At 42.2% G+C, this 18635-nt stretch carries 17 protein-coding genes; 9 read left to right on the forward strand and 8 right to left on the reverse strand.

Translation table 11 applies throughout. The features are described from left to right. The first annotated feature begins 37 nt into the window (after positions 1-37). Both L2735_RS13235 and L2735_RS13240 read left to right on the forward strand, forming a co-directional pair. Positions 38-1273, forward strand: a complete 1236-nt coding sequence (locus tag L2735_RS13235) for a sensor histidine kinase (RefSeq protein ID WP_283104638.1) — start codon at positions 38-40, stop codon at positions 1271-1273. A 45-nt stretch (positions 1274-1318) separates the two neighbouring features. Further along, positions 1319-1993: a TIGR01621 family pseudouridine synthase gene (locus tag L2735_RS13240; RefSeq protein ID WP_248985150.1), complete on the forward strand. Its 675-nt coding sequence runs from the start codon at positions 1319-1321 to the stop codon at positions 1991-1993. Positions 1994-1996: 3 nt separating this feature from the next. On the opposite strand, the gene L2735_RS13245 is transcribed toward L2735_RS13240, so the two are convergent. Continuing rightward, entirely contained in the window at positions 1997-3094 is a 1098-nt protein-coding gene (locus L2735_RS13245; RefSeq protein ID WP_248985151.1) for a GGDEF domain-containing protein, read from the reverse strand. 244 nt (positions 3095-3338) lie between these two features. On the opposite strand from L2735_RS13245, the gene L2735_RS13250 reads away from it, so the two are divergent. Both L2735_RS13250 and L2735_RS13255 read left to right on the forward strand, forming a co-directional pair. Continuing rightward, complete coding sequence (locus L2735_RS13250) at positions 3339-3506, forward strand: YqaE/Pmp3 family membrane protein (protein ID WP_248985152.1); 168 nt, start codon at positions 3339-3341, stop codon at positions 3504-3506. Positions 3507-3748: 242 nt separating this feature from the next. Beyond that, positions 3749-3940 (forward strand): DUF2986 domain-containing protein, encoded by a 192-nt coding sequence (locus L2735_RS13255; protein ID WP_248985153.1) that lies wholly within the window; start codon positions 3749-3751, stop codon positions 3938-3940. Between the two features lie 116 nt (positions 3941-4056). Here the strand turns inward: L2735_RS13255 and L2735_RS13260 are convergent, their stop codons facing one another. The 3 genes from L2735_RS13260 to moeA all read right to left on the reverse strand — a co-directional run bounded on the left by L2735_RS13260 (position 4057) and on the right by moeA (position 6590). Then, positions 4057-4209: a putative hemolysin gene (locus tag L2735_RS13260; RefSeq protein ID WP_248985154.1), complete on the reverse strand. Its 153-nt coding sequence runs from the start codon at positions 4207-4209 to the stop codon at positions 4057-4059. 310 nt (positions 4210-4519) lie between these two features. Next, entirely contained in the window at positions 4520-5323 is an 804-nt protein-coding gene (gene moeB / locus L2735_RS13265; RefSeq protein ID WP_248985155.1) for a molybdopterin-synthase adenylyltransferase MoeB, read from the reverse strand. Positions 5324-5339: 16 nt separating this feature from the next. Beyond that, positions 5340-6590 carry a molybdopterin molybdotransferase MoeA gene (gene moeA, locus L2735_RS13270; RefSeq protein ID WP_248985156.1) on the reverse strand — a complete coding sequence of 417 codons (1251 nt, stop codon included), beginning with the start codon at positions 6588-6590 and terminating at the stop codon, positions 5340-5342. A 134-nt stretch (positions 6591-6724) separates the two neighbouring features. Here moeA and L2735_RS13275 point away from each other — a divergent pair, with 134 nt between their 5' ends. Continuing rightward, on the forward strand, positions 6725-7063 hold the full coding sequence (locus L2735_RS13275; RefSeq protein WP_346348136.1) for a GIY-YIG nuclease family protein: 339 nt from the start codon (positions 6725-6727) through the stop codon (positions 7061-7063). A gap of 195 nt (positions 7064-7258) precedes the next feature. Here L2735_RS13275 and L2735_RS13280 read toward each other — a convergent pair whose 3' ends face one another. The 4 genes from L2735_RS13280 to hslR all read right to left on the reverse strand — a co-directional run bounded on the left by L2735_RS13280 (position 7259) and on the right by hslR (position 12478). Continuing rightward, positions 7259-9163 (reverse strand): M14 family metallopeptidase, encoded by a 1905-nt coding sequence (locus L2735_RS13280; protein WP_248985157.1) that lies wholly within the window; start codon positions 9161-9163, stop codon positions 7259-7261. A gap of 225 nt (positions 9164-9388) precedes the next feature. Beyond that, the gene (locus tag L2735_RS13285; RefSeq protein WP_248985158.1) at positions 9389-10930 is read right to left on the reverse strand and encodes a phosphoenolpyruvate carboxykinase; all 1542 of its coding nucleotides are present in this window, start codon (positions 10928-10930) and stop codon (positions 9389-9391) included. A gap of 253 nt (positions 10931-11183) precedes the next feature. Then, positions 11184-12047, reverse strand: a complete 864-nt coding sequence (gene hslO, locus L2735_RS13290) for an Hsp33 family molecular chaperone HslO (protein ID WP_248985159.1) — start codon at positions 12045-12047, stop codon at positions 11184-11186. 32 nt (positions 12048-12079) lie between these two features. Next, positions 12080-12478 (reverse strand): ribosome-associated heat shock protein Hsp15, encoded by a 399-nt coding sequence (gene hslR, locus L2735_RS13295; protein ID WP_248985160.1) that lies wholly within the window; start codon positions 12476-12478, stop codon positions 12080-12082. A gap of 247 nt (positions 12479-12725) precedes the next feature. On the opposite strand from hslR, the gene gspC reads away from it, so the two are divergent. The 4 genes from gspC to gspF are packed head-to-tail and all read left to right on the forward strand — an operon-like array spanning position 12726 to position 18631. After that, positions 12726-13646 (forward strand): type II secretion system protein GspC, encoded by a 921-nt coding sequence (gene gspC, locus L2735_RS13300; RefSeq protein ID WP_248985161.1) that lies wholly within the window; start codon positions 12726-12728, stop codon positions 13644-13646. Between the two features lie 25 nt (positions 13647-13671). Next, positions 13672-15849, forward strand: coding sequence for a type II secretion system secretin GspD (gene gspD / locus L2735_RS13305; RefSeq protein ID WP_248985162.1), 2178 nt, complete (start codon positions 13672-13674; stop codon positions 15847-15849). Further along, a complete protein-coding gene (gspE, locus tag L2735_RS13310) occupies positions 15842-17404 on the forward strand; it encodes a type II secretion system ATPase GspE (RefSeq protein WP_248985163.1) in 1563 nt (520 codons plus the stop codon). The genes gspD and gspE overlap by 8 nt, the downstream gene beginning before the upstream one ends. A 3-nt stretch (positions 17405-17407) precedes the next feature. Continuing rightward, on the forward strand, positions 17408-18631 hold the full coding sequence (gene gspF, locus L2735_RS13315) for a type II secretion system inner membrane protein GspF (RefSeq protein WP_248985164.1): 1224 nt from the start codon (positions 17408-17410) through the stop codon (positions 18629-18631). Positions 18632-18635 lie beyond the last annotated feature (4 nt).

Consider the following 18635-nt stretch of genomic DNA (forward strand, 5'->3'; position numbering starts at 1 on the left):
GATCTTCTCAACCTTGGTGACCTTGTTAATTGTGTTGTTGGTATTTGGTTTATACCGCCAACTCGTGATTGAGCAAGAGAATCAGGTTGAGCAGCATCTTGCGACTGAAATGCAACGCTATCAACAGCTTGCATTAACCGTTGACCGACGTAGTTTTGCTGCGCAAATTCGAGCCGCTGATCCTAAAACGGCCCTTATTGCTTGGCGTAACAGTGTTGATATGGTGGGCGCACTTAGTTTTGTGCCTGACAATATGCCTGTATTGCCGAAAACCCGAGATTTTCCCATCTTAACCGGTGGTCCCGATAAGCTGCATATTCTTACTGGTGGCATCGTAATGACCCATTATGGGCCGGTATTGATAGCAACTCGAACCGATAACCTAGCGGCGTTAATCGACAAATTTATTAATGCAGCCTTTTGGGCTGTGGCGTTTACACTTGGTATTACTTTAGCTGTCGGATTCATATTTTCAAAAGCGATTTTAAGACGGTTAGTTCAGTACAATTTATTGTGTGAAAAGATTGAGCAAGGTGAGTACAACACCCGTTTACCTGTCAGTCATAATGAAGATGAATTTGATATGTTGGCGGGGCAGTTCAATCGGGTGCTTGATACCTTAGAAAACAATTTGATGGCAGTTCGCGGGGTGACCGACAATATTGCCCATGATTTAAGAACCCCTTTGTCGCATTTGCGAATTGGTATCGAACAATTACCTAATAAGCCTACTGAGCAAGTTTCTGATCAGACGGCAATGCTGCTGGAAGAATTGGATCATTGTCTGGCAACTTTTGATGCCATGTTATCTTTAACGCGCATTGAAGAAGGTCAGCAAACCTTAGATATGCAGCCTGTGAGCTTGCAGCTGCTGTGTGAAGACTTATTTGAGATGGCAGAAGTGGTCGCTGAATCAAAACAGCAAAGCTTAACTTTAACGGTTGAAAAAGATGTGACGATATCTGGGGATAAATACCTATTATTCCAAGCCTTGTTTAACTTGGTGGATAATGCGATTAAATATGCGCCTGAAGATGCGACAATTCAAATTGTGCAATCAGGTAAAACCATCCAGATAATTGATAATGGTCCGGGGATCAGTGATGAAGATAAGGAAAGAGTATTTGACCGCTTAGTGCGTCTCGACCCAAGTCGTCATCACAAAGGAACAGGGCTTGGTTTATCCATGGTTAAAGCGATTTTATCTCGTCACCATGCTAAAATTGAGCTTCAAGATAATCAACCAGGACTGATTGTCGATATTCGATTCTAGTCCTCGTTGCTAAAATCTGTCAGTGACCTAACTAGAATCGAGACTATGTACCAACTCATAGAACAGCATCCAGATTTCATCGTTATCAATAAGTCTCCCAAAGTGCATTTCCATAGCCAAGACGGCAGTGCGGGTGTGGTTGCACAGGTTGAAGTCGACTTAGGGATTAAGCTGTATGCTGTGCACCGCCTCGATACGCCAACTTCTGGTTTACTTATTTTAGCTAAATCTTCCCAAGCCGCAGCTGTATTCACCACATTGTTCAGTGAACATAAAATACAGAAATTTTATCTGGCCATTGCTAAAGGTAAGCCTAAAAAGAAGCAGGGTGGGATTATCGGTGATATGGCAAAATCTCGTCGTAGTATGTATAAGTTACTTCGAACTAAGACCAATCCTGCCATCACTCAGTTCTTTTCTCAGTCTATTGAAAATGGTTTACGGTTATATTTACTTAAGCCATTAAGTGGTAAAACCCATCAACTGCGTGTTGCGCTAAGCAGTATCGGCGTGCCTATTTTAGGTGATGAGTTATACGGCGGCGATATTGCTGATAGATGTTACTTGCACGCCATGATGTTGGATTTTGAATATCAAGGACAACACTATCAATTTAAACAGCTTCCAGAAATTGGTAGCGAGTTTATTCATCCGTTAGTGGGGAAGCTGTTACAAAATGACTGGCAAAACCCTGCGAATTTATCTTGGCCGAAGGTATAATCTTTAGTTGTAATTTGGCTTCGTTGTATTGGCCATTTTAATGCAATTACGGCCACTGGCTTTAGCTTCATACATGGCTTTATCGGCCAACTGGAGTAATGCCTCCACTGGTAAACCTTCATGAATAGTGGCACAACCAATACTGGCTTGAATGGCAATAGGTGTACCACGCCATTCGAAGTTCACTTCCGCTAAGGTTTGTTGCAGCTTTTCAGCGACGCAAAGGACTTTTTGTTCCGAGGTTAGCGGCAGTATCAATACAAACTCTTCACCGCCGTAGCGACACAAATAATCAATTTTACGGGTCACATTATTGAGTTGTTTAGCGGCAACTCTTAGTACTTCATCACCTGCTGTATGTCCGTGTGTATCGTTAATTTGTTTAAAGTGGTCTAAATCAATCAGTATTACACTGTAACTCACTTTATCTCTTAACCAGCGAGCATGTTCTAAAGCCAATTTACTTTGCAGAGCGTTACGGTTCCAAAGCCCTGTAAGAGAATCTTTGTTCGCCAAGGTCATAATTTTTACCACAAGGCGATTGATGGTGTTGCCAATTATGAGAATGTTCACTAATAGAATTAATACAATGTAGACCCAAAGGATCGGTAAGGATTCTTCAGTATTAAATGCTGCATAGGTGGCAACTTTCTCTGGGAAAAGTAAGATAATACATGCCCTTGCTAAAAACATTACCCCAATGAGCAAAATAGGGATCACCAACCAATATGTAGCAAAAGCGGTAAAGTTTGCTTTGAAGGCAACGTAATGATCTTTAGCCAGCATGAAGAAACAAACTGCAGCAGCGAGCGATAAAATTATCATTAAGTATGCTGCGCTGGCCGTGTGAGGCTTTGCCAGTAACATTAAGCTGATTGAGATAATAATAACTGCTAAATCAAATCGATGACTGGATTTTAAATGATAAAGACGCTGAGCTCCCCAGCGTAAAAAGCAAAAACCAACTAGAATTATATTGTCAGCCACTAGCCAATGCAGGTAACTTGGTTCTTGGGTACGTTGAGTGTAGAGCAGCATGCCTAATAAAACACAGAAATTAGCTAGCGCAAAGCGCCAGCTAGCACTAGGTGCGACCCGCATAGGAACAACCATTACTGTCCAAGCGATTGTTCCTGTGAAGCACAAGATACAAATCACTTGAATTAGAATAAGACTATTGCTGTTTTCTATCATTAAACCTAGATTAAATGTTTAAAAATTAAAGATAAGTTTATTGTGTAGAACATCATAGTCATATTTTATGTGTTACACAAACTGTTGCATTTATGCACTGTATTGGGCACTGTTTGATTAATTTAAATTTTAAAAAGGAAAATAAACAATTATGGATACAAATAAACTCTTGCTTGCTGTTATCGCTATTTTATTACCACCAGTTGCCGTGTTTTTGAAAAAAGGCATGGGCAAAGACTTATTGATCAATATTATTTTGTGTTTACTTTTCTTTTTCCCTGGCTTAATTCACGCGATTTGGGTGGTGGTTCAAGATTAGCCATTGGCCAATAAGGCATTAGTGGCTAATACAATTACTGCAGTTACTGCCTGAGTCAGATGTAAAATACCGATTCTGATGTCATTTGGAATTGGTATTTTTATGTCTAGGCTTGTAGAATCGCACTCCGATTATTTTTGGCTTATACCAATCGGGATAAATAAGTGATCATATTCTTATGCTGATTTATTAAATGGCTATGAGCAAGACTGCGACATCAATGAGTATAAGGTGAAATGACCATGAATAGACGTAAAAAGATTAACCAAACACTTAAAGGTAAAGCAAAGAAAGCCAATGCCAAAAAGGCTGGCAGCAATAAGCCTAAGTATGTTTCTAAAGCGGAGCGCGCATTGGAGCAACAAATAGTCATAAGTGATGACAATCAAACTCAACCGATTGAAGCCGTGGTTGCCACAGAGCAAGTAGGTTAATTGGCGTGTTTAATTCCTGTGTTTAACAGCGCTTTTTTACAGAACTGCTTAACAGATCTTCTTAGCAGAACATGGTTAAAAACATGAGCAAAAAGTTTAGCTAGACAGTCAATTAATTAGCTTTTTTGATGGTCGCGCCTAAACAACTCCCATTCTTCGATGACTTCTCCATCAGCTAGTGTACAAAGCGATACATCCCCATTGATATGCTCAATCGTTTCTCGACTTCCGCCTTTCTCAATACAGTAATCTGCAGCTGGATTTGTCATATGGAGCGGCTTAACGTCATCACCTGAACAGGCTGAGAGGGTACTTAGAAGGGTGCAGCAGAAAAATATCTTACTAAATTTTACTAACTGGCTTTTGATTCTGTAGATAACGTCACTGGCTATAGTCGATTGAGCAAACATAGTGAATTCCTATTACAGGGTTCCGTTAATAAGATCTATGAAAAATCTTCATAAAAGAACGCTGATAATTCGGCAGTTTTTCTTTTATCAACTATAGCCAATAATGGCGGTTTTGGTAAAAATAGCTTATTGATAAGTTAGTTTGGCAGAAACAAACTTAAGCAATCGGTTACGCTTCGCCTGAACAAACAGCACAATTGGCTTGTTTGGGAAGTTTCATCTCACGAAATTCCATCGTCATCGCATCAATCATCAAGATGCGTCCACTCAGACCTTGTCCCATTTCACTGATGGCTTTAATGGCTTCAGTTGCTTGAATACAACCCACTAAGCCTACAACAGGCGCTAGAATACCTGACTCGACACAGGTGAGTTGTTGCTCGCCAAATAAGCTGCTGTAGCAATGATAACAAGGTGAAGATGCTTGATAATCAAACACTGTTACAGTGCCTTCCATTCGAATAGCGGCTGCAGAGATAAAGCTGACCTTATGTTTAAAGCAACTTTTATTAAGCTGTTCTCTTACTTGCACATTGTCAGTACAGTCCAGCACTAGCATATGCTCAGCGACCAATTGTTCAATCCTATCTTCATCAAGAAATTGATTGATAGTATTAATGGTAATCAATGGGTTTAGTTGCGCTAATGTTTGTTTGGCAGAATCCACCTTAGCTTGGCCGATGTTTTCATCATGGTGTAACACTTGGCGTTGTAAGTTTGATAACTCTACCGTATCAAAATCAACAATGGTCATTTCACCCACACCAGCAACTGCTAGGTACTGAGTCACAGTACAACCTAAACCGCCAGCACCAATGACCAATACTTTGGCTTGCTTGAGCTTCTCTTGGCCTTCAATATCCATTGCTTTAATGGATATTTGACGGCTATAACGCAGCATTTCGTTGTCTGACAATATCTCGCCATCGTCAGCCTCAAGGATATTGGCTGTGTTTGGGGTTAAATCATTCATGATACTTCCTTAACCTTTAACACAATACGCTGTTGAACGGCTCAACATTAACTGTCGTACCCGCTGCAACATCGCCTTGTTCTTGCTCTAAGTTAATAAAGCAGTTGGCTAGGCTCATCGAAGTCAACATACCCGAACCTTGACCGCCAGTGGTGGCGACGATCAATTCACCTGCTTCGTTACGACTCAAAACACCACGTTGGTATTCGGCGCGACCAGGTTGTTTACGTATTGGGCTAGACAAAGTGGCTTTAACTATTAGTGGCTCTTTAACGGTTAAGCCTTGCATCTTATTGATGATCGGCCAAACTAGCTTATAGAAGGTCACCATTGAAGATACTGGGTTGCCAGGTAAGCCGCAAAATACTGCTTTGCCTAACTTACCAAAGGCAAAAGGTTTACCGGGTTTAATCGCGAGACGCCAAAAGGTGATTTCACCTTCTTCAGATAAAATTTGCTTGGTGTAATCAGCATCACCCACAGAAACGCCACCAGAGGTTAGCACCATGTCTGCTTTGTCCGCTGCTTCTTTAAATGCACCGCGAATGGCTTCCTTATCGTCTTCGATAACGCCTAAGTCAATCCATTCAACATTTGCTTGGGTCAGTAGCCCTTTGATTGAGTAGCGGTTTGAATCGTAAATTTGTCCTGGAGCAAGGTCGCTTCCAACCGGGCGTAACTCGTCACCTGTTGAGAAGAAAGCGACTTTAAGGCGTGCTTTAACGCGTACTTGGCTAATACCTATAGTGGCTAAAACGCCCATTTCAGCAGCGCGAATTTGGGTGCCACTTTTAAGAACGTTAGTGCCTGCGATAAGCTCTTCACCGCGGTAGCGAACACTATTACCTTTCGCTTTAGGATGTTCAATGGTGATGTTATTTCCGTCTGCAGTGGTTTTTTCCTGCATTTGAACGGTATCGTAACCCGTTGGAACAGGGGCACCTGTCATAATGCGAATACAGCTATTTGCAGGAATATTGCCTTGATATGGGTGACCAGCAAATGAGGTACCGACTAAGGTCAATGTCGTTGCGTTGTCACCAGTTAGTTCATCAAATTTGAATGCATAGCCATCCATTGATGAGTTATCAAAAGGCGGGAGATCAATACAAGATGCCAAATCTTCAGAAAGAATGCGGCCAACAGCTTCATTTAAGCTGACCATTTCACTGTTTTCAGTCACACTGACTTGAGCTAATAGCGCTTTAATTGCATCAGCAGGCGCCATTAAACCAGGTTGTGCACAGGCATCAGATTTTGTTGACATCGTTGCTCCTCACATGACATTGCCATGTTGTGGTTCATCTAAGATCGACTTAGATAATAAGATTCATTTTTGATACTGCATTATGCCATGATAGCGACAGATAACTATGATCAGACCGAAGGTTTTTTATATCTATGACGACCAAAAGTGACGATGTGAGCGAGAAACCCAGTAAGTCATCACCTAAAGATGTCGATTGGTTTCTTTACATGATCAAGTGTCATAACGGGCACATCTATACAGGTATCACGACTGACGTTAAAAGGCGTTTTTCAGAGCATCAAGCTGGTGGTGCTAAAGGGGCAAAATACCTTAAAGGAAAAGGCCCGTTAACCTTGGTTTACCAAGAAAGCGTTGCTGACAGAAGTTTAGCGACTAAACGAGAAATAGCGGTAAAAAAACTGTCTAGGGTGAAGAAGCTGGCGTTAATTGCTTCTTATCAGCATGACCAATATGACCAGTACCATCTATAGTGTCTATGATTAGTGTTTATATTGGGTGTTTGTGAAGCTTACGCCATGCTCAAGTTAAGGCATTAACCTGAATAAAAACCACTCTACGCATCTTTTTCTAGTTAAAAGCTTAGAGTGGCTTCATTGTTGAGAACGTTGCTAATGAGTTTTACTTGAAATCCATATTTAACCGACAGCTAATTGATACCTAACCGACTAACGAGAACGCAATACTGGATATTTCATATATTGCTCATCGAAGTACGGACTTCTTTCATAAAACCAACGTAATCTTGCTTTAGGATCATTAGCAAAGGCTTCGTCTTCTAGTGCCAGTTTAAATTCTTTAGCTAATGACTCATCCTCTTTGAGCATTTGGGCTGCCAATGGTTCTACCGCATAATCTTCAATGTATTCAGTACGGGTGAAAATGCTATTAAAAAAGCCCCATTGGAAAAATGAGTCTGCAGACTGAGGCTCGAGTAACAAAATGGCTAAATCACCTAATGGCTGATTTGTGGCAATCTGTACGGTACCAATCGGTAACGTCGTTTCGATATTCACCTTGTTGCTGGTGGCCTGAACTCTTTGCCTACCTTCATAATCCTTATGATTAAATTGCGGCTCTGAAAATTGGTACTGGCTGACTTTTACCGTTTTAGCTTCTGTCAGTTGTGTCATTCTCACACCATGAATCGAAAGGCGGTCAAGCACTTGTTGCCACTGAGCTGCCACATAATAAAACTTGGGGCGTTGGGTAATGATATTGGGTTCAGTATTTCCCATCACGGGTAAGTTTGGATATAGCTTAGGTTGACCATTCCAGCGCACCACATCATTGCCACTGATTTCACTGGTCTCAAGGGTATAATCAATGCCCTTAAAATCCCATCCAGCTTGATCAACTGTGTTCCACGTTAATGGGACTTGCTGCTGACGTCGGTATTTATCTTCATAAATGGCGGCTTTTAACTTAGTGCCGTGTGTCGCGACTGTTTTTAAGGTTTGCTCAAGCATGACGTATGTGCCGAGAACACGCTGCTTAAAAGGTTTTAAACTGTGGTTTTCAATGAGAATGGTCGGCAAATGGCGTGCATCGCCATAACCGTTTGAAAATCGCGGGCTTGGATTCCAGTAGGATAATCCTTTTGTAAGGTCGGTGTTATCTAGAGCGAACACAAGTGGCCCAGGAACGTGACCATTATCAGTGAGTGCTGATTCAACTTCTGGACGGTAGTACTTTTCTAACCAATCAAAACTTGCCGGGCTGTAACCTTGTTTAACGTTATAACCAAAGGTGACATCGTATTGGTAATCAATGCCGTCAGTGACATGAACGTCAATATATAAGTCAGGTTGCCACACATTGATGGCGCGGATCATATGTTGTAATTCTAGAGTATCTAGTTTGGCGTAATCACGGTTTAAATTTAAGTTTCTAGCGTTAGTGCGCCAACCCATATCCACAGGTCCACGTTGATTTACGCGGTTAAACTCAGAGCTGCGCTCATGGCCGTCGACACTTAAAATAGGTACAAATAATAGGTTTACCTTATCGAGCAATGCCTGTTTATCACCTTGGGTAATATCTCTCAATAACATCATCCCAGCATCTTTTCCGTCAATTTCACCAGAATGAATACCCGCTTGAACTAACACGGTTGGTTTGTTGCTTTCAGATAGCTCCGCGGGGGTTGTCGCGCCAGATTCAGATGCGATTACCATCCAAATATCACGCCCTTGAGGGCTTTTCCCCAAAGATGTTTGCGCTAATAAGGCGCTGTTATCGACTAAGTTTGTTAACCATTGATGAGTGTCATCATAATTAGGGCTTTGGGTTAATGCTTGCTGCTCGAATGGTGTCGCCCATGGGGAATCGGCAGGTTTTATCAATGTTTCGCTAGCGCCTTGCCAAGTTAATATAGGCGGGAGGATTTTATCATTGATAAATACAGGTTCGGCATAGGTTGAATCGGAATAGGTTGACTGGTTATGGTTTGATTCGACATTTTGGGGCACGGCAATGCTTGAATCTATTGCTTGCTGCTCTTCAGTTGCCGCCACGCTGGCAAACGAAAACATGGAATTAATAATCAAACTTGCGAGAAAAGCGCGCCGCATAGATATCCCTATGATATGAGCAAAAGTGTTGTTTTATCATAAATTAAATCGAGTATGAGACAAGAGGAAAAAGCGAGGTTATTGAGTTTAAAGCTGCCTAAAATGTAACAAATAAAAAAGCCTCAATATCATTTGAGGCTTTGTATCAAAACAGCAATACTGTTGCGCTAATAGTTTTACGCTGGTAATGAGCGTTTTACTTAGGCATTAACTTAAGCATTTTTATTAGCTATTTGGTCCAGCGGCTTTAATAGCATCAGACACTTGGTATTTAGCAAAGTTTGCTGTGAACTCTTCTGCCAGTTGCTGGGCATATTTAGCATACTCATTTTTGTCTGCCCAAGTGTTAACTGGGTTTAATAACTGAGTATCCACACCTGATACAGCAACAGGTACCGCTAAATTGAGCTTGTCGATATGCTGGGTTTCAACATCCTTTAGCTCGCCACTTACAATTGCATCGACAATTGCACGAGTTGTAGGGATATCAAAACGCTTACCAACGCCATGAGGGCCGCCTGTCCAACCTGTGTTAACTAGGTACACTCGGCTTCCGAACGATTCAATGCGTTTCATCAATAGCTCTGCGTAAACACCCGCTGGGCGAGGGAAGAAAGGAGCACCAAAGCAAGTTGAGAAGGTCGACTGAATTGCTGAAGTTGAGCCCATTTCAGTTGAGCCCACTTTTGCAGTGTAGCCTGACAAGAAGTGATAGGCCGCTTGCTCTTTCGTTAACACTGAAACTGGTGGTAATACACCTGATACATCACACGTTAAAAACACCACTGAGTTTGGTTCTGCACCGCGGTTTTCTTCTTTGCGTTGAGCAATGTGCTCAAGCGGATAAGCTGCGCGGCTATTTTCTGTGAGTGTCGTATTGCTGTAATCAGGCACTCGACTTTCATCTAGCATCACGTTTTCAAGCACAGTACCAAAACGAATAGCATCCCAGATAACAGGCTCATTTTTCTGGCTTAAGTCGATGCATTTTGCATAACAGCCGCCTTCAATATTAAATACGCCGCCTGGTGCCCAACCGTGTTCATCATCGCCAATCAAGAAACGCTTTGGATCTGCTGATAAGGTTGTTTTACCTGTGCCAGATAAGCCGAAGAATAAGGTGGTATCGCCATCATGTCCCACATTCGCAGAACAATGCATTGGTAATACGCCTTTGGCAGGCAATAGGAAGTTTTGAACCGAGAACATTGATTTTTTCATTTCGCCAGCATATTTAAGTCCGGCAAGTAGGACTTTTTTAGCTTCGAAATTGATCATGACCACAGCATCTGAGTGAGTGCCGTCACGGGCTGGATCACAAACAAACTCAGGCGCATTCATGATTTGCCATACGTCTTTATCACCGCGGTTAAATTGTTCCGGTGTGATAAATAAGTTGCGGGCAAAAATTTGATGCCAAGCATATTCGGTAGTGACTCGAACAGGAAGATAATGCGCATCGTCAGCACCAACTTCAAGTTCAGATACAAATATGTCTTTTTCAGAAAGATAAGCTTCAACTCGGCCCCACAGTGCATCAAAGGTATCTGCTGCAATACCTTTGTTGACTGAACCCCAATCTATTTCATCTTGAGTATTAATCTCTTGAACAATGAAACGATCATTGGGTGAGCGACCTGTGCGCTCGCCTGTTTTAGCTACTAGTGCGCCATTGGCGGTTAACTGCCCTTCATTACGTTGTAAAGCAAGTTCAATTAACTCAGCGCTAGTAAGGTTAAAGTGTACGCTGTTGGTTCCATCTGTCATCGGGTGCTTCTCCGTTTAAAATAGGTCGTTTATCGGTCTTTGCTGCCGATTCATATTTTGGATGACTTACGTTCTCGCTTGCTTATGCTAAAACTAATTTAGCAATGTCATTGTAACGTAATAAATAAGATAGGTAACTAACAGTTTGGTAACTTTTTTGTAAGTTGGGTGGGATGTTTAGTTTTAAGATAGATTTTTTACACAAAAAAAGCGCCTAAAGCGCTTTTTTGTGAAAGTTATTATGTTATCTCGATCAGTTGTTGCTGCTTCCAGCATCAAGGTTGCCAGCATAAATAGCGGCAATATCGATAGAGTCGAAGGTATACATTTTAGGACAGTATTCACATCCCATTTCAATTTTGCCTTCTTCCGTTAGAATTTCTTCAACTTCACTTTGCTCAATCGTTGCCAGAGCCTTAGCGCTACGCTCTCTTGAGCAAGTACATTTGAAGCTAACATCAACAGGGTCAAAAAGACGTACATCTTCTTGGTGGTAAAGGCGATGTAAAATATCTTCAGCTTCTAAGGTAAATAACTCTTCTTGCTTAATGGTTTCAGTTAGCGCCAATAAGTGATTGAAGTCTTCATTTTCTTCAGTTTGAGTTGGTAATACCTGTAACAGCATTCCCGCGGCTTGTTTACCGTCAGCAAATAATGAAATATGTGTTGGTAATTGCTCAGACTGATTAAAGTACTCTTCTAAACATCCTGCTAAGTTTTCATGATCTAATGACACGATACCTTGGTATCGCTCACCTTCATCAGGAGTCAAAGTAATCACCATGACACCTTTGCCGAATAAATCAGTTAGTGATGCATCATCAGCAAACTCACCATTCCAGCGGGCTACACCGCGGAGTGCTTGTAAGTTTGTGCCATTAATAACAGCAACAGAAACGGGTCCATCACCTTGTAATTGCACACTGATATCACCAGAAAACTTGATGGTTGCAGTTAATAGTGAAGTCGCAGCCATAAGCTGACCCATAATCAATTGCAGCGCCTTTGGGTATTCATGTGCTGAAAGAATTTCTTGATAACTTTTATCAAGTTGAACCATTTCACCACGGACATCGGCATTATCAAATAAGTAGCGATGTAAAATATCTTTGCTCATGTTTAATCTCGTTTGTTGTGCCGTAAATATCGTTATAGATCTTTAAAGCGAATGAGTTGGCGACGTTGTTTTTTATCCGGCTTATTTTCTGGGGCGGGATTATTCAAAATATTCAAACGTCTGGCTTCGGCATTAAACGCTCTTTTGCTAATGCTTTCGGCTGTTTCTTCATATAGCGTTTGCGCTACAGCAGCTCCTTGTCGGTGTTCCGACAACTGAGCAATAATTATTTCCCTGTCATCATGGCCTTGGCGTAAACGGATCTTGGCACCAACCTCAGCTTGTTTGCTAGATTTAGCCCGTTGACCGTTATAGTGCACCTTTCCACCATTGATCATCTCTTTTGCTAGTGAGCGAGTTTTGTAAAAACGTGCCGCCCATAACCATTTATCAAGTCGAACTGTCACTGTTTTAGATGGAGCTTGATTCATTTAACACCCCCAAAAGTGGTATGAGTTCACACCGTTGACATTTTTCATATATAAAATGGAGGAAAGAACCTAATATCGTGGCGTTTCTCACAGCCTTTTTAGGCGCGCAAATGTAGCATATTCGGTGCAATTTCGCCAATCCATATGCTACGGGCTTGTTGCGATAAGCTTGGTGAGTTAGCATGAAGCAGTATTTCCTAAATTAACAGAATTAGAACAGCGACCTGCTAGAGGGTCAAAGCCGAATATGGATGTATTAGATAAAATTATAACTAAGGCTGCGGGAATTCCCCAAAAGCCGTTAAGCACAGCTGTATTCTGGTTAGGATTAGTGATTGTGCTATTACTGACAGCGCAGATTACTTGGAAGTTAATGCCAGTAAATTCCCAGGCAGTTGCATGGCAACCTTCGCCCACTTCGGTAGCAAGCGCTAAACGCGTTGAGATAAGTCGTGTCCAAAAATTGTCTTTATTTGGTGAGAAAGACGCCAATGCTGATAGTCGACCAAATAAACCTGCCCCTGTCGAACAGATTACCGATGCGCCTAAAACCAACCTTTCTATACTGCTGACTGGTGTTGTGGCTTCAACTTCTGACACGAATGGTCTGGCAGTCATTGAATCTAAAGGCAATCAAGAAACCTACGGTTTAGGTGACAAAATCAAAGGTACTTCTGCGTCACTAAAAGAAGTCTATGCTGACCGAATTATTATTACTAATGCTGGGCGTTATGAGACCTTGATGTTGGATGGCTTAAGCTATACCACCCAAAGCCAAGCCAACCAGTCCCTGCAGCAAGCGAAAAAAGATCGACAAGTACAACGCGATGACCGCCGACTTGATGCTGAGGTTGCGCAGGAGATTAGTAAATCTCGTGATGAACTCCTAGCCGACCCAAGCAAGTTAACAGATTACCTTGCCATATCTCCAGTTCGCGGCGCCGAAGGTGTCAGCGGCTACCGCCTCAACCCAGGTAAAGATAGAACTTTATTTGCGGCTGCAGGATTTAAAGCAAATGATTTAGCCAAATCCATCAACGGCTATGATTTAACCGATATGGGACAATCATTAGAAGTTATGGCGCAATTACCAGAATTAACAGAAATCGGCGTCATGGTTGAACGTGATGGACAGTTAGTAGAAATAATTTTTAGTTTGCCAGAATAGTACTGGCAGTAGAGGATTGAAAATAATGAAGAGTTATGGAATTCGACGCAAGTTAGTAGCAGGGATGGTTGCTGGTATTGCAATGCTTGCTTCTCAAGCGGCTTGGTCGGAGCAATATGCTGCCAACTTTAAAGGCACAGACATTCAAGAATTCATTAATATTGTGGGTAAAAACCTCAATAAAACGATTATCGTGGATCCAACTGTTCGCGGAAAAATCAACGTACGTAGTTACGATTTATTAGATGATGATCAGTATTACCAATTCTTCCTCAATGTACTGCAAGTGTACGGTTATGCCGTTGTTGAAATGGAAAATCGTGTCATTAAAGTGATTAAGGATAAAGATGCAAAAACTGCCGCTATCCGTGTTGCTGATGATGGTACTCCGGGCTTAGGCGATGAAATGGTCACGCGCATTGTTGCCTTATATAACACTGAAGCTAAGCAACTTGCACCGCTATTACGTCAACTTAATGATAACGCTGGCGGTGGTAACGTTGTTAACTATGACCCATCAAACGTATTGATGATTTCTGGTCGTGCCGCCGTTGTAAACAAGTTAGTTGAAATCGTACGCCGTGTTGATAAACAAGGTGATACAGAAGTGCAAGTCGTGTCTCTTGAATACGCTTCAGCAGGTGAAATTGTACGTATTGTTGACACTCTATATCGCTCAACAGCGAATCAAGCACAAATGCCAGGTCAAGCGCCAAAAGTGGTTGCTGATGAACGTACTAACTCAGTCGTTGTCAGTGGTGATGAAAAAAGCCGTCAACGTGTGGTTGAATTAGTAAGACGTTTAGATGCTGAACAAGCAACTACAGGTAACACTAAGGTTAGGTATTTACATTACGCCAATGCGGAAGACCTCGTTGAAGTGCTAACCGGCTTTGCTGAGCAATTACAATCAGATCAAGATACCGGTCAAAGTGGCAGCAAACGTCGTAAAGAGATTAATATTATGGCCCACCTTGATACTAATGCGTTAGTCATCAGTGCCGAGCCAGATCAAATGCGTACCATTGAAAGTGTGATTAATCAGCTGGATATTCGTCGTGCACAAGTATTGGTTGAAGCGATTATTGTAGAAGTGGCTGAAGGTGATGACGTAGGCTTTGGTATTCAGTGGGCTTCCGCATCAGGTGGCGGTACTCAGTTTAATAACTTAGGCCCAACTATTGGTGAGATTGGCGCGGGTGTATGGGAAGCACAAGAACAAGAAGCTTCACAAACATGTACCGGTTCTGGTGATAACCTGACCTGTACCGATAACCCAGCAGTTCAAGGTGACATTACCTTACTCGCTCAAGCATTGGGTAAAGTTAATGGTATGGCATGGGGTATTGCAGCAGGTGATTTTGGCGCATTAGTACAAGCAGTATCTAGCGATACTAAATCAAACGTACTTGCAACTCCTTCTATCACTACCTTAGATAACCAAGAAGCGTCATTCATCGTTGGTGATGAAGTACCGATTCTAACCGGTAGTCAAAACTCAAGTAACGGTAACTCTAATCCATTCCAAACGGTAGAACGTAAAGAAGTGGGTGTGAAACTCAAAGTGGTTCCGCAAGTAAACGAAGGTACAGGGGTTAAACTTACCATTGAGCAAGAGACCTCTGGGATTAACGGTAAAACTGGCGTCGATGTTACCTTTGCGACTCGTCGTTTGACGACGACTGTCATGGCGGACTCAGGACAAATTGTCGTGTTAGGTGGCTTGATTAGTGAAGAGACTCAAGAGTCTGTTCAAAAAGTCCCTTTCTTGGGCGATTTACCGATTATTGGTCACTTATTTAAATCTTCTTCAAGTGGTGTGAAAAAGAAAAATCTAATGGTGTTTATCAAGCCTACGATTATTCGTGACGGTATTACCATGGAAGGCATTGCTGGACGTAAATATAACTACTTCCGCGCTCTGCAAATTGAGCAGCAAGAACGCGGTATTAATCTAATGCCAGGCAGTGATGTACCTGTGCTTGAAGAGTGGGATCAAGAGTCGTATCTACCTGATGAAGTGAACGAAGTACTCAATCGTTACAAAGAAGGTAAAAACTTAGAAACTAAAATGCGTGAAACGGATCCAGCACTGAAACACATCAGTGAAAGTAAAGATAAAGACAAGCAATTAGCGGAAGGCGCTGCTGCAGCAGCAGAGGAAGCCGCTGCTGAAGAACAAGAAGATGATGCCAATGAGTGAAGCAGAAATGACTGAGCAATTGGCACAAGTGTCAACCGACTTAGGCTTGGAAGCAGAAGAACTCAATGATGAGGTTTTTCACTCTACCAGTCGTGAGCGTTTACCATTTGCTTTTTCTCATCGTTTTAATTTGGCATTAGCAAAAGAAACAGATGCGCTAAAGTTATATTACACCAGTGAAACTCCGTTAGAGGCGATGCTAGAAGTGCGTCGCTACGCTGGCGAAGAGCTAGTGCTGTGTAAACTGCCCGTTGAAGAGTTTGAAGCCAAGCTGACACAAACTTTCCAAGCTAACTCTTCTGAAGCTCAACAGCTGATGGAAGATATTGGCAATGAGATGGATTTATTTACGCTTGCTGAAGAACTGCCGCAAACTGAAGATTTATTAGAAGGCGATGATGACGCGCCAATTATTAAATTAATTAATGCGTTATTGTCTGAGGCTATTAAAGAAGAAGCTTCAGATATCCACATTGAGACCTATGAGAAGCAATTAATCGTCCGCTTCCGTATTGATGGTGTACTAAAAGAAGTCCTAAAACCTAATCGTAAGCTGTCTTCATTACTCGTATCGCGTATTAAAGTGATGGCGCGTTTGGACATTGCTGAGAAACGCGTACCACAAGATGGTCGTATCTCATTACGTATTGCTGGTCGTGCGGTTGATGTGCGTGTATCTACCATGCCGTCAAGCCATGGCGAACGTGTGGTACTGCGTTTATTAGATAAGAATACCGGTAATCTCGATTTAAAATTGTTGGGTATGACCTTATCGATTCGCGAACAGTTCGATGCGATTATCCGTAAACCACACGGTATTATCTTGGTAACAGGCCCGACAGGTTCAGGTAAAAGTACCACCTTGTATGCTGGCCTAACTGAGATCAATTCAAAAGATACCAACATTTTGACCGTAGAAGATCCTATTGAGTATGAACTCGAAGGTATCGGTCAAACTCAAGTGAACATGAAAGCCGATATGAGCTTTGCTCGTGGCTTACGTGCCATCTTACGTCAAGATCCAGATGTGGTGATGATTGGTGAAATCCGTGATTTAGAAACGGCGCAAATTGCGGTTCAAGCCTCGTTAACGGGTCACTTAGTGATTTCTACTCTGCATACCAATACAGCGTCGGGTGCAATTACCCGTTTGCAAGATATGGGTGTTGAACCTTTCCTCGTATCTTCAAGTTTACTTGGTGTACTTGCGCAGCGCCTTATTCGTACTCTTTGTAATGAATGTAAGATCCCACATGAACCTGATGAACGTGAACGCGAATTACTCGGCGTTACAGCCAACGATACCCGAATGATTTACCGTGCCAATGGCTGCAAAGAATGTGGTAACAACGGTTACCGTGGCCGTACAGGTATTCATGAGCTATTGGTAGTTGACGATAATGTCCGTGAATTAATTCATGGCGGCCGTGGCGAATTAGCCATTGAAAAATATGTGCGTCAGACTATCCCAAGTATTCGTCATGATGGCATGAGCAAAGTGCTTGATGGGGTTACCACTTTAGAAGAAGTACTGCGTGTGACTCGCGAGGAGTAATCAATGGCAGCGTTTGAATATAAAGCCCTTGATAGCAATGGCAAGCAACAAAAAGGTGTCATCGAAGCTGATACAGCGCGCCACGCTCGTAGTCAGTTACGTGAACAACGCTTGATGCCACTTGAGCTGCAACCTGTTGCAGAAAAAGAAGCAAAAGCCAAAAGTAGCGGTTTAAAGTTATTCCAACGCGGTATTTCAGTGGCCGAACTGGCATTGATCACTCGTCAAATCGCAACGTTAGTTGCGGCTGGTTTACCGATTGAAGAATCCTTAAAGGCTGTGGGTCAACAATGTGAGAAAGATAGACTTGCCAGCTTAGTAATGGCTGTACGCTCTCGAGTTGTTGAAGGTTATAGTCTTGCTGATTCTCTTGCTGAATATCCTCACGTCTTTGATGATTTATATCGTGCAATGGTGGCATCAGGTGAAAAATCTGGCCATTTAGAAGTGGTATTGAATCGTCTTGCTGATTACACCGAGCGCCGTCAACAACTCAAATCAAAGCTGACTCAAGCGATGATTTATCCCATTGTGCTGACAGTTGTGGCGATTGGTGTTATTGCCGTGCTACTTGCTGCGGTCGTACCAAAAGTGGTTGGTCAGTTTGAGCATATGGGCCAAGAGCTACCAGGCACAACGCAGTTTTTGATCCTTGCATCTGACTTTGTTCAATCTTATGGATTGGTGGTGCTTGGATTGTTATTTGCTGCATTTGTATTGTTTAAACAGATGCTTAAAAAACCTAATTTTAGAATGTTATTTGATACTTGGCTGCTAAAGGCACCAGTTATCGGTAAGGTCAGCAAAGGGATTAACACAGCGCGATTTGCAAGAACCTTAAGTATTTTATCGGCCAGTTCGGTGCCATTACTTGAAGGCATGCGCATTGCGAGTGAAGTATTGCTTAATGTGAAAGTCAGAGCTGCTGTTGATGATGCTACAGCACGCGTACGTGAAGGTACCAGTTTAGGCGCGGCACTGACAAATACTAAACTTTTCCCACCAATGATGCTCTATATGATTGCATCGGGTGAAAAAAGTGGTCAGTTGGAGCAAATGCTAGAACGTGCTGCAGATAACCAAGATAGCGAATTTGAATCAAACGTGAATATTGCCCTTGGGGTGTTTGAACCAATGCTTGTCGTCAGTATGGCGTCAGTCGTGTTGTTCATCGTAATGGCAATTTTACAGCCTATTTTAGAATTAAATAACTTAATCAGCGGCTAAGCGC

Origin of the sequence: Shewanella olleyana, assembly GCF_023283825.1 — a bacterium.
In the GTDB taxonomy this organism is placed as follows: Bacteria; Pseudomonadota; Gammaproteobacteria; order Enterobacterales; family Shewanellaceae; genus Shewanella; species Shewanella olleyana.

Bases quoted from the DNA above. Each gene is read 5' to 3' on its own strand.
- L2735_RS13280 (WP_248985157.1), bottom strand. From the start codon at position 9,163: ATGCGGCGCGCTTTTCTCGCAAGTTTGATTATTAATTCCATGTTTTCG.
- L2735_RS13275 (WP_346348136.1), top strand. From the start codon at position 6,725: ATGACGACCAAAAGTGACGATGTGAGCGAGAAACCCAGTAAGTCATCA.
- L2735_RS13240 (WP_248985150.1), top strand. From the start codon at position 1,319: ATGTACCAACTCATAGAACAGCATCCAGATTTCATCGTTATCAATAAG.
- gspF (WP_248985164.1), top strand. From the start codon at position 17,408: ATGGCAGCGTTTGAATATAAAGCCCTTGATAGCAATGGCAAGCAACAA.
- L2735_RS13255 (WP_248985153.1), top strand. From the start codon at position 3,749: ATGAATAGACGTAAAAAGATTAACCAAACACTTAAAGGTAAAGCAAAG.
- moeA (WP_248985156.1), bottom strand. From the start codon at position 6,590: ATGTCAACAAAATCTGATGCCTGTGCACAACCTGGTTTAATGGCGCCT.
- L2735_RS13260 (WP_248985154.1), bottom strand. From the start codon at position 4,209: ATGACAAATCCAGCTGCAGATTACTGTATTGAGAAAGGCGGAAGTCGA.
- L2735_RS13285 (WP_248985158.1), bottom strand. From the start codon at position 10,930: ATGACAGATGGAACCAACAGCGTACACTTTAACCTTACTAGCGCTGAG.
- moeB (WP_248985155.1), bottom strand. From the start codon at position 5,323: ATGAATGATTTAACCCCAAACACAGCCAATATCCTTGAGGCTGACGAT.
- gspD (WP_248985162.1), top strand. From the start codon at position 13,672: ATGAAGAGTTATGGAATTCGACGCAAGTTAGTAGCAGGGATGGTTGCT.
- hslR (WP_248985160.1), bottom strand. From the start codon at position 12,478: ATGAATCAAGCTCCATCTAAAACAGTGACAGTTCGACTTGATAAATGG.
- L2735_RS13250 (WP_248985152.1), top strand. From the start codon at position 3,339: ATGGATACAAATAAACTCTTGCTTGCTGTTATCGCTATTTTATTACCA.
- hslO (WP_248985159.1), bottom strand. From the start codon at position 12,047: ATGAGCAAAGATATTTTACATCGCTACTTATTTGATAATGCCGATGTC.
- gspC (WP_248985161.1), top strand. From the start codon at position 12,726: ATGGATGTATTAGATAAAATTATAACTAAGGCTGCGGGAATTCCCCAA.
- gspE (WP_248985163.1), top strand. From the start codon at position 15,842: ATGAGTGAAGCAGAAATGACTGAGCAATTGGCACAAGTGTCAACCGAC.
- L2735_RS13245 (WP_248985151.1), bottom strand. From the start codon at position 3,094: ATGCGGGTCGCACCTAGTGCTAGCTGGCGCTTTGCGCTAGCTAATTTC.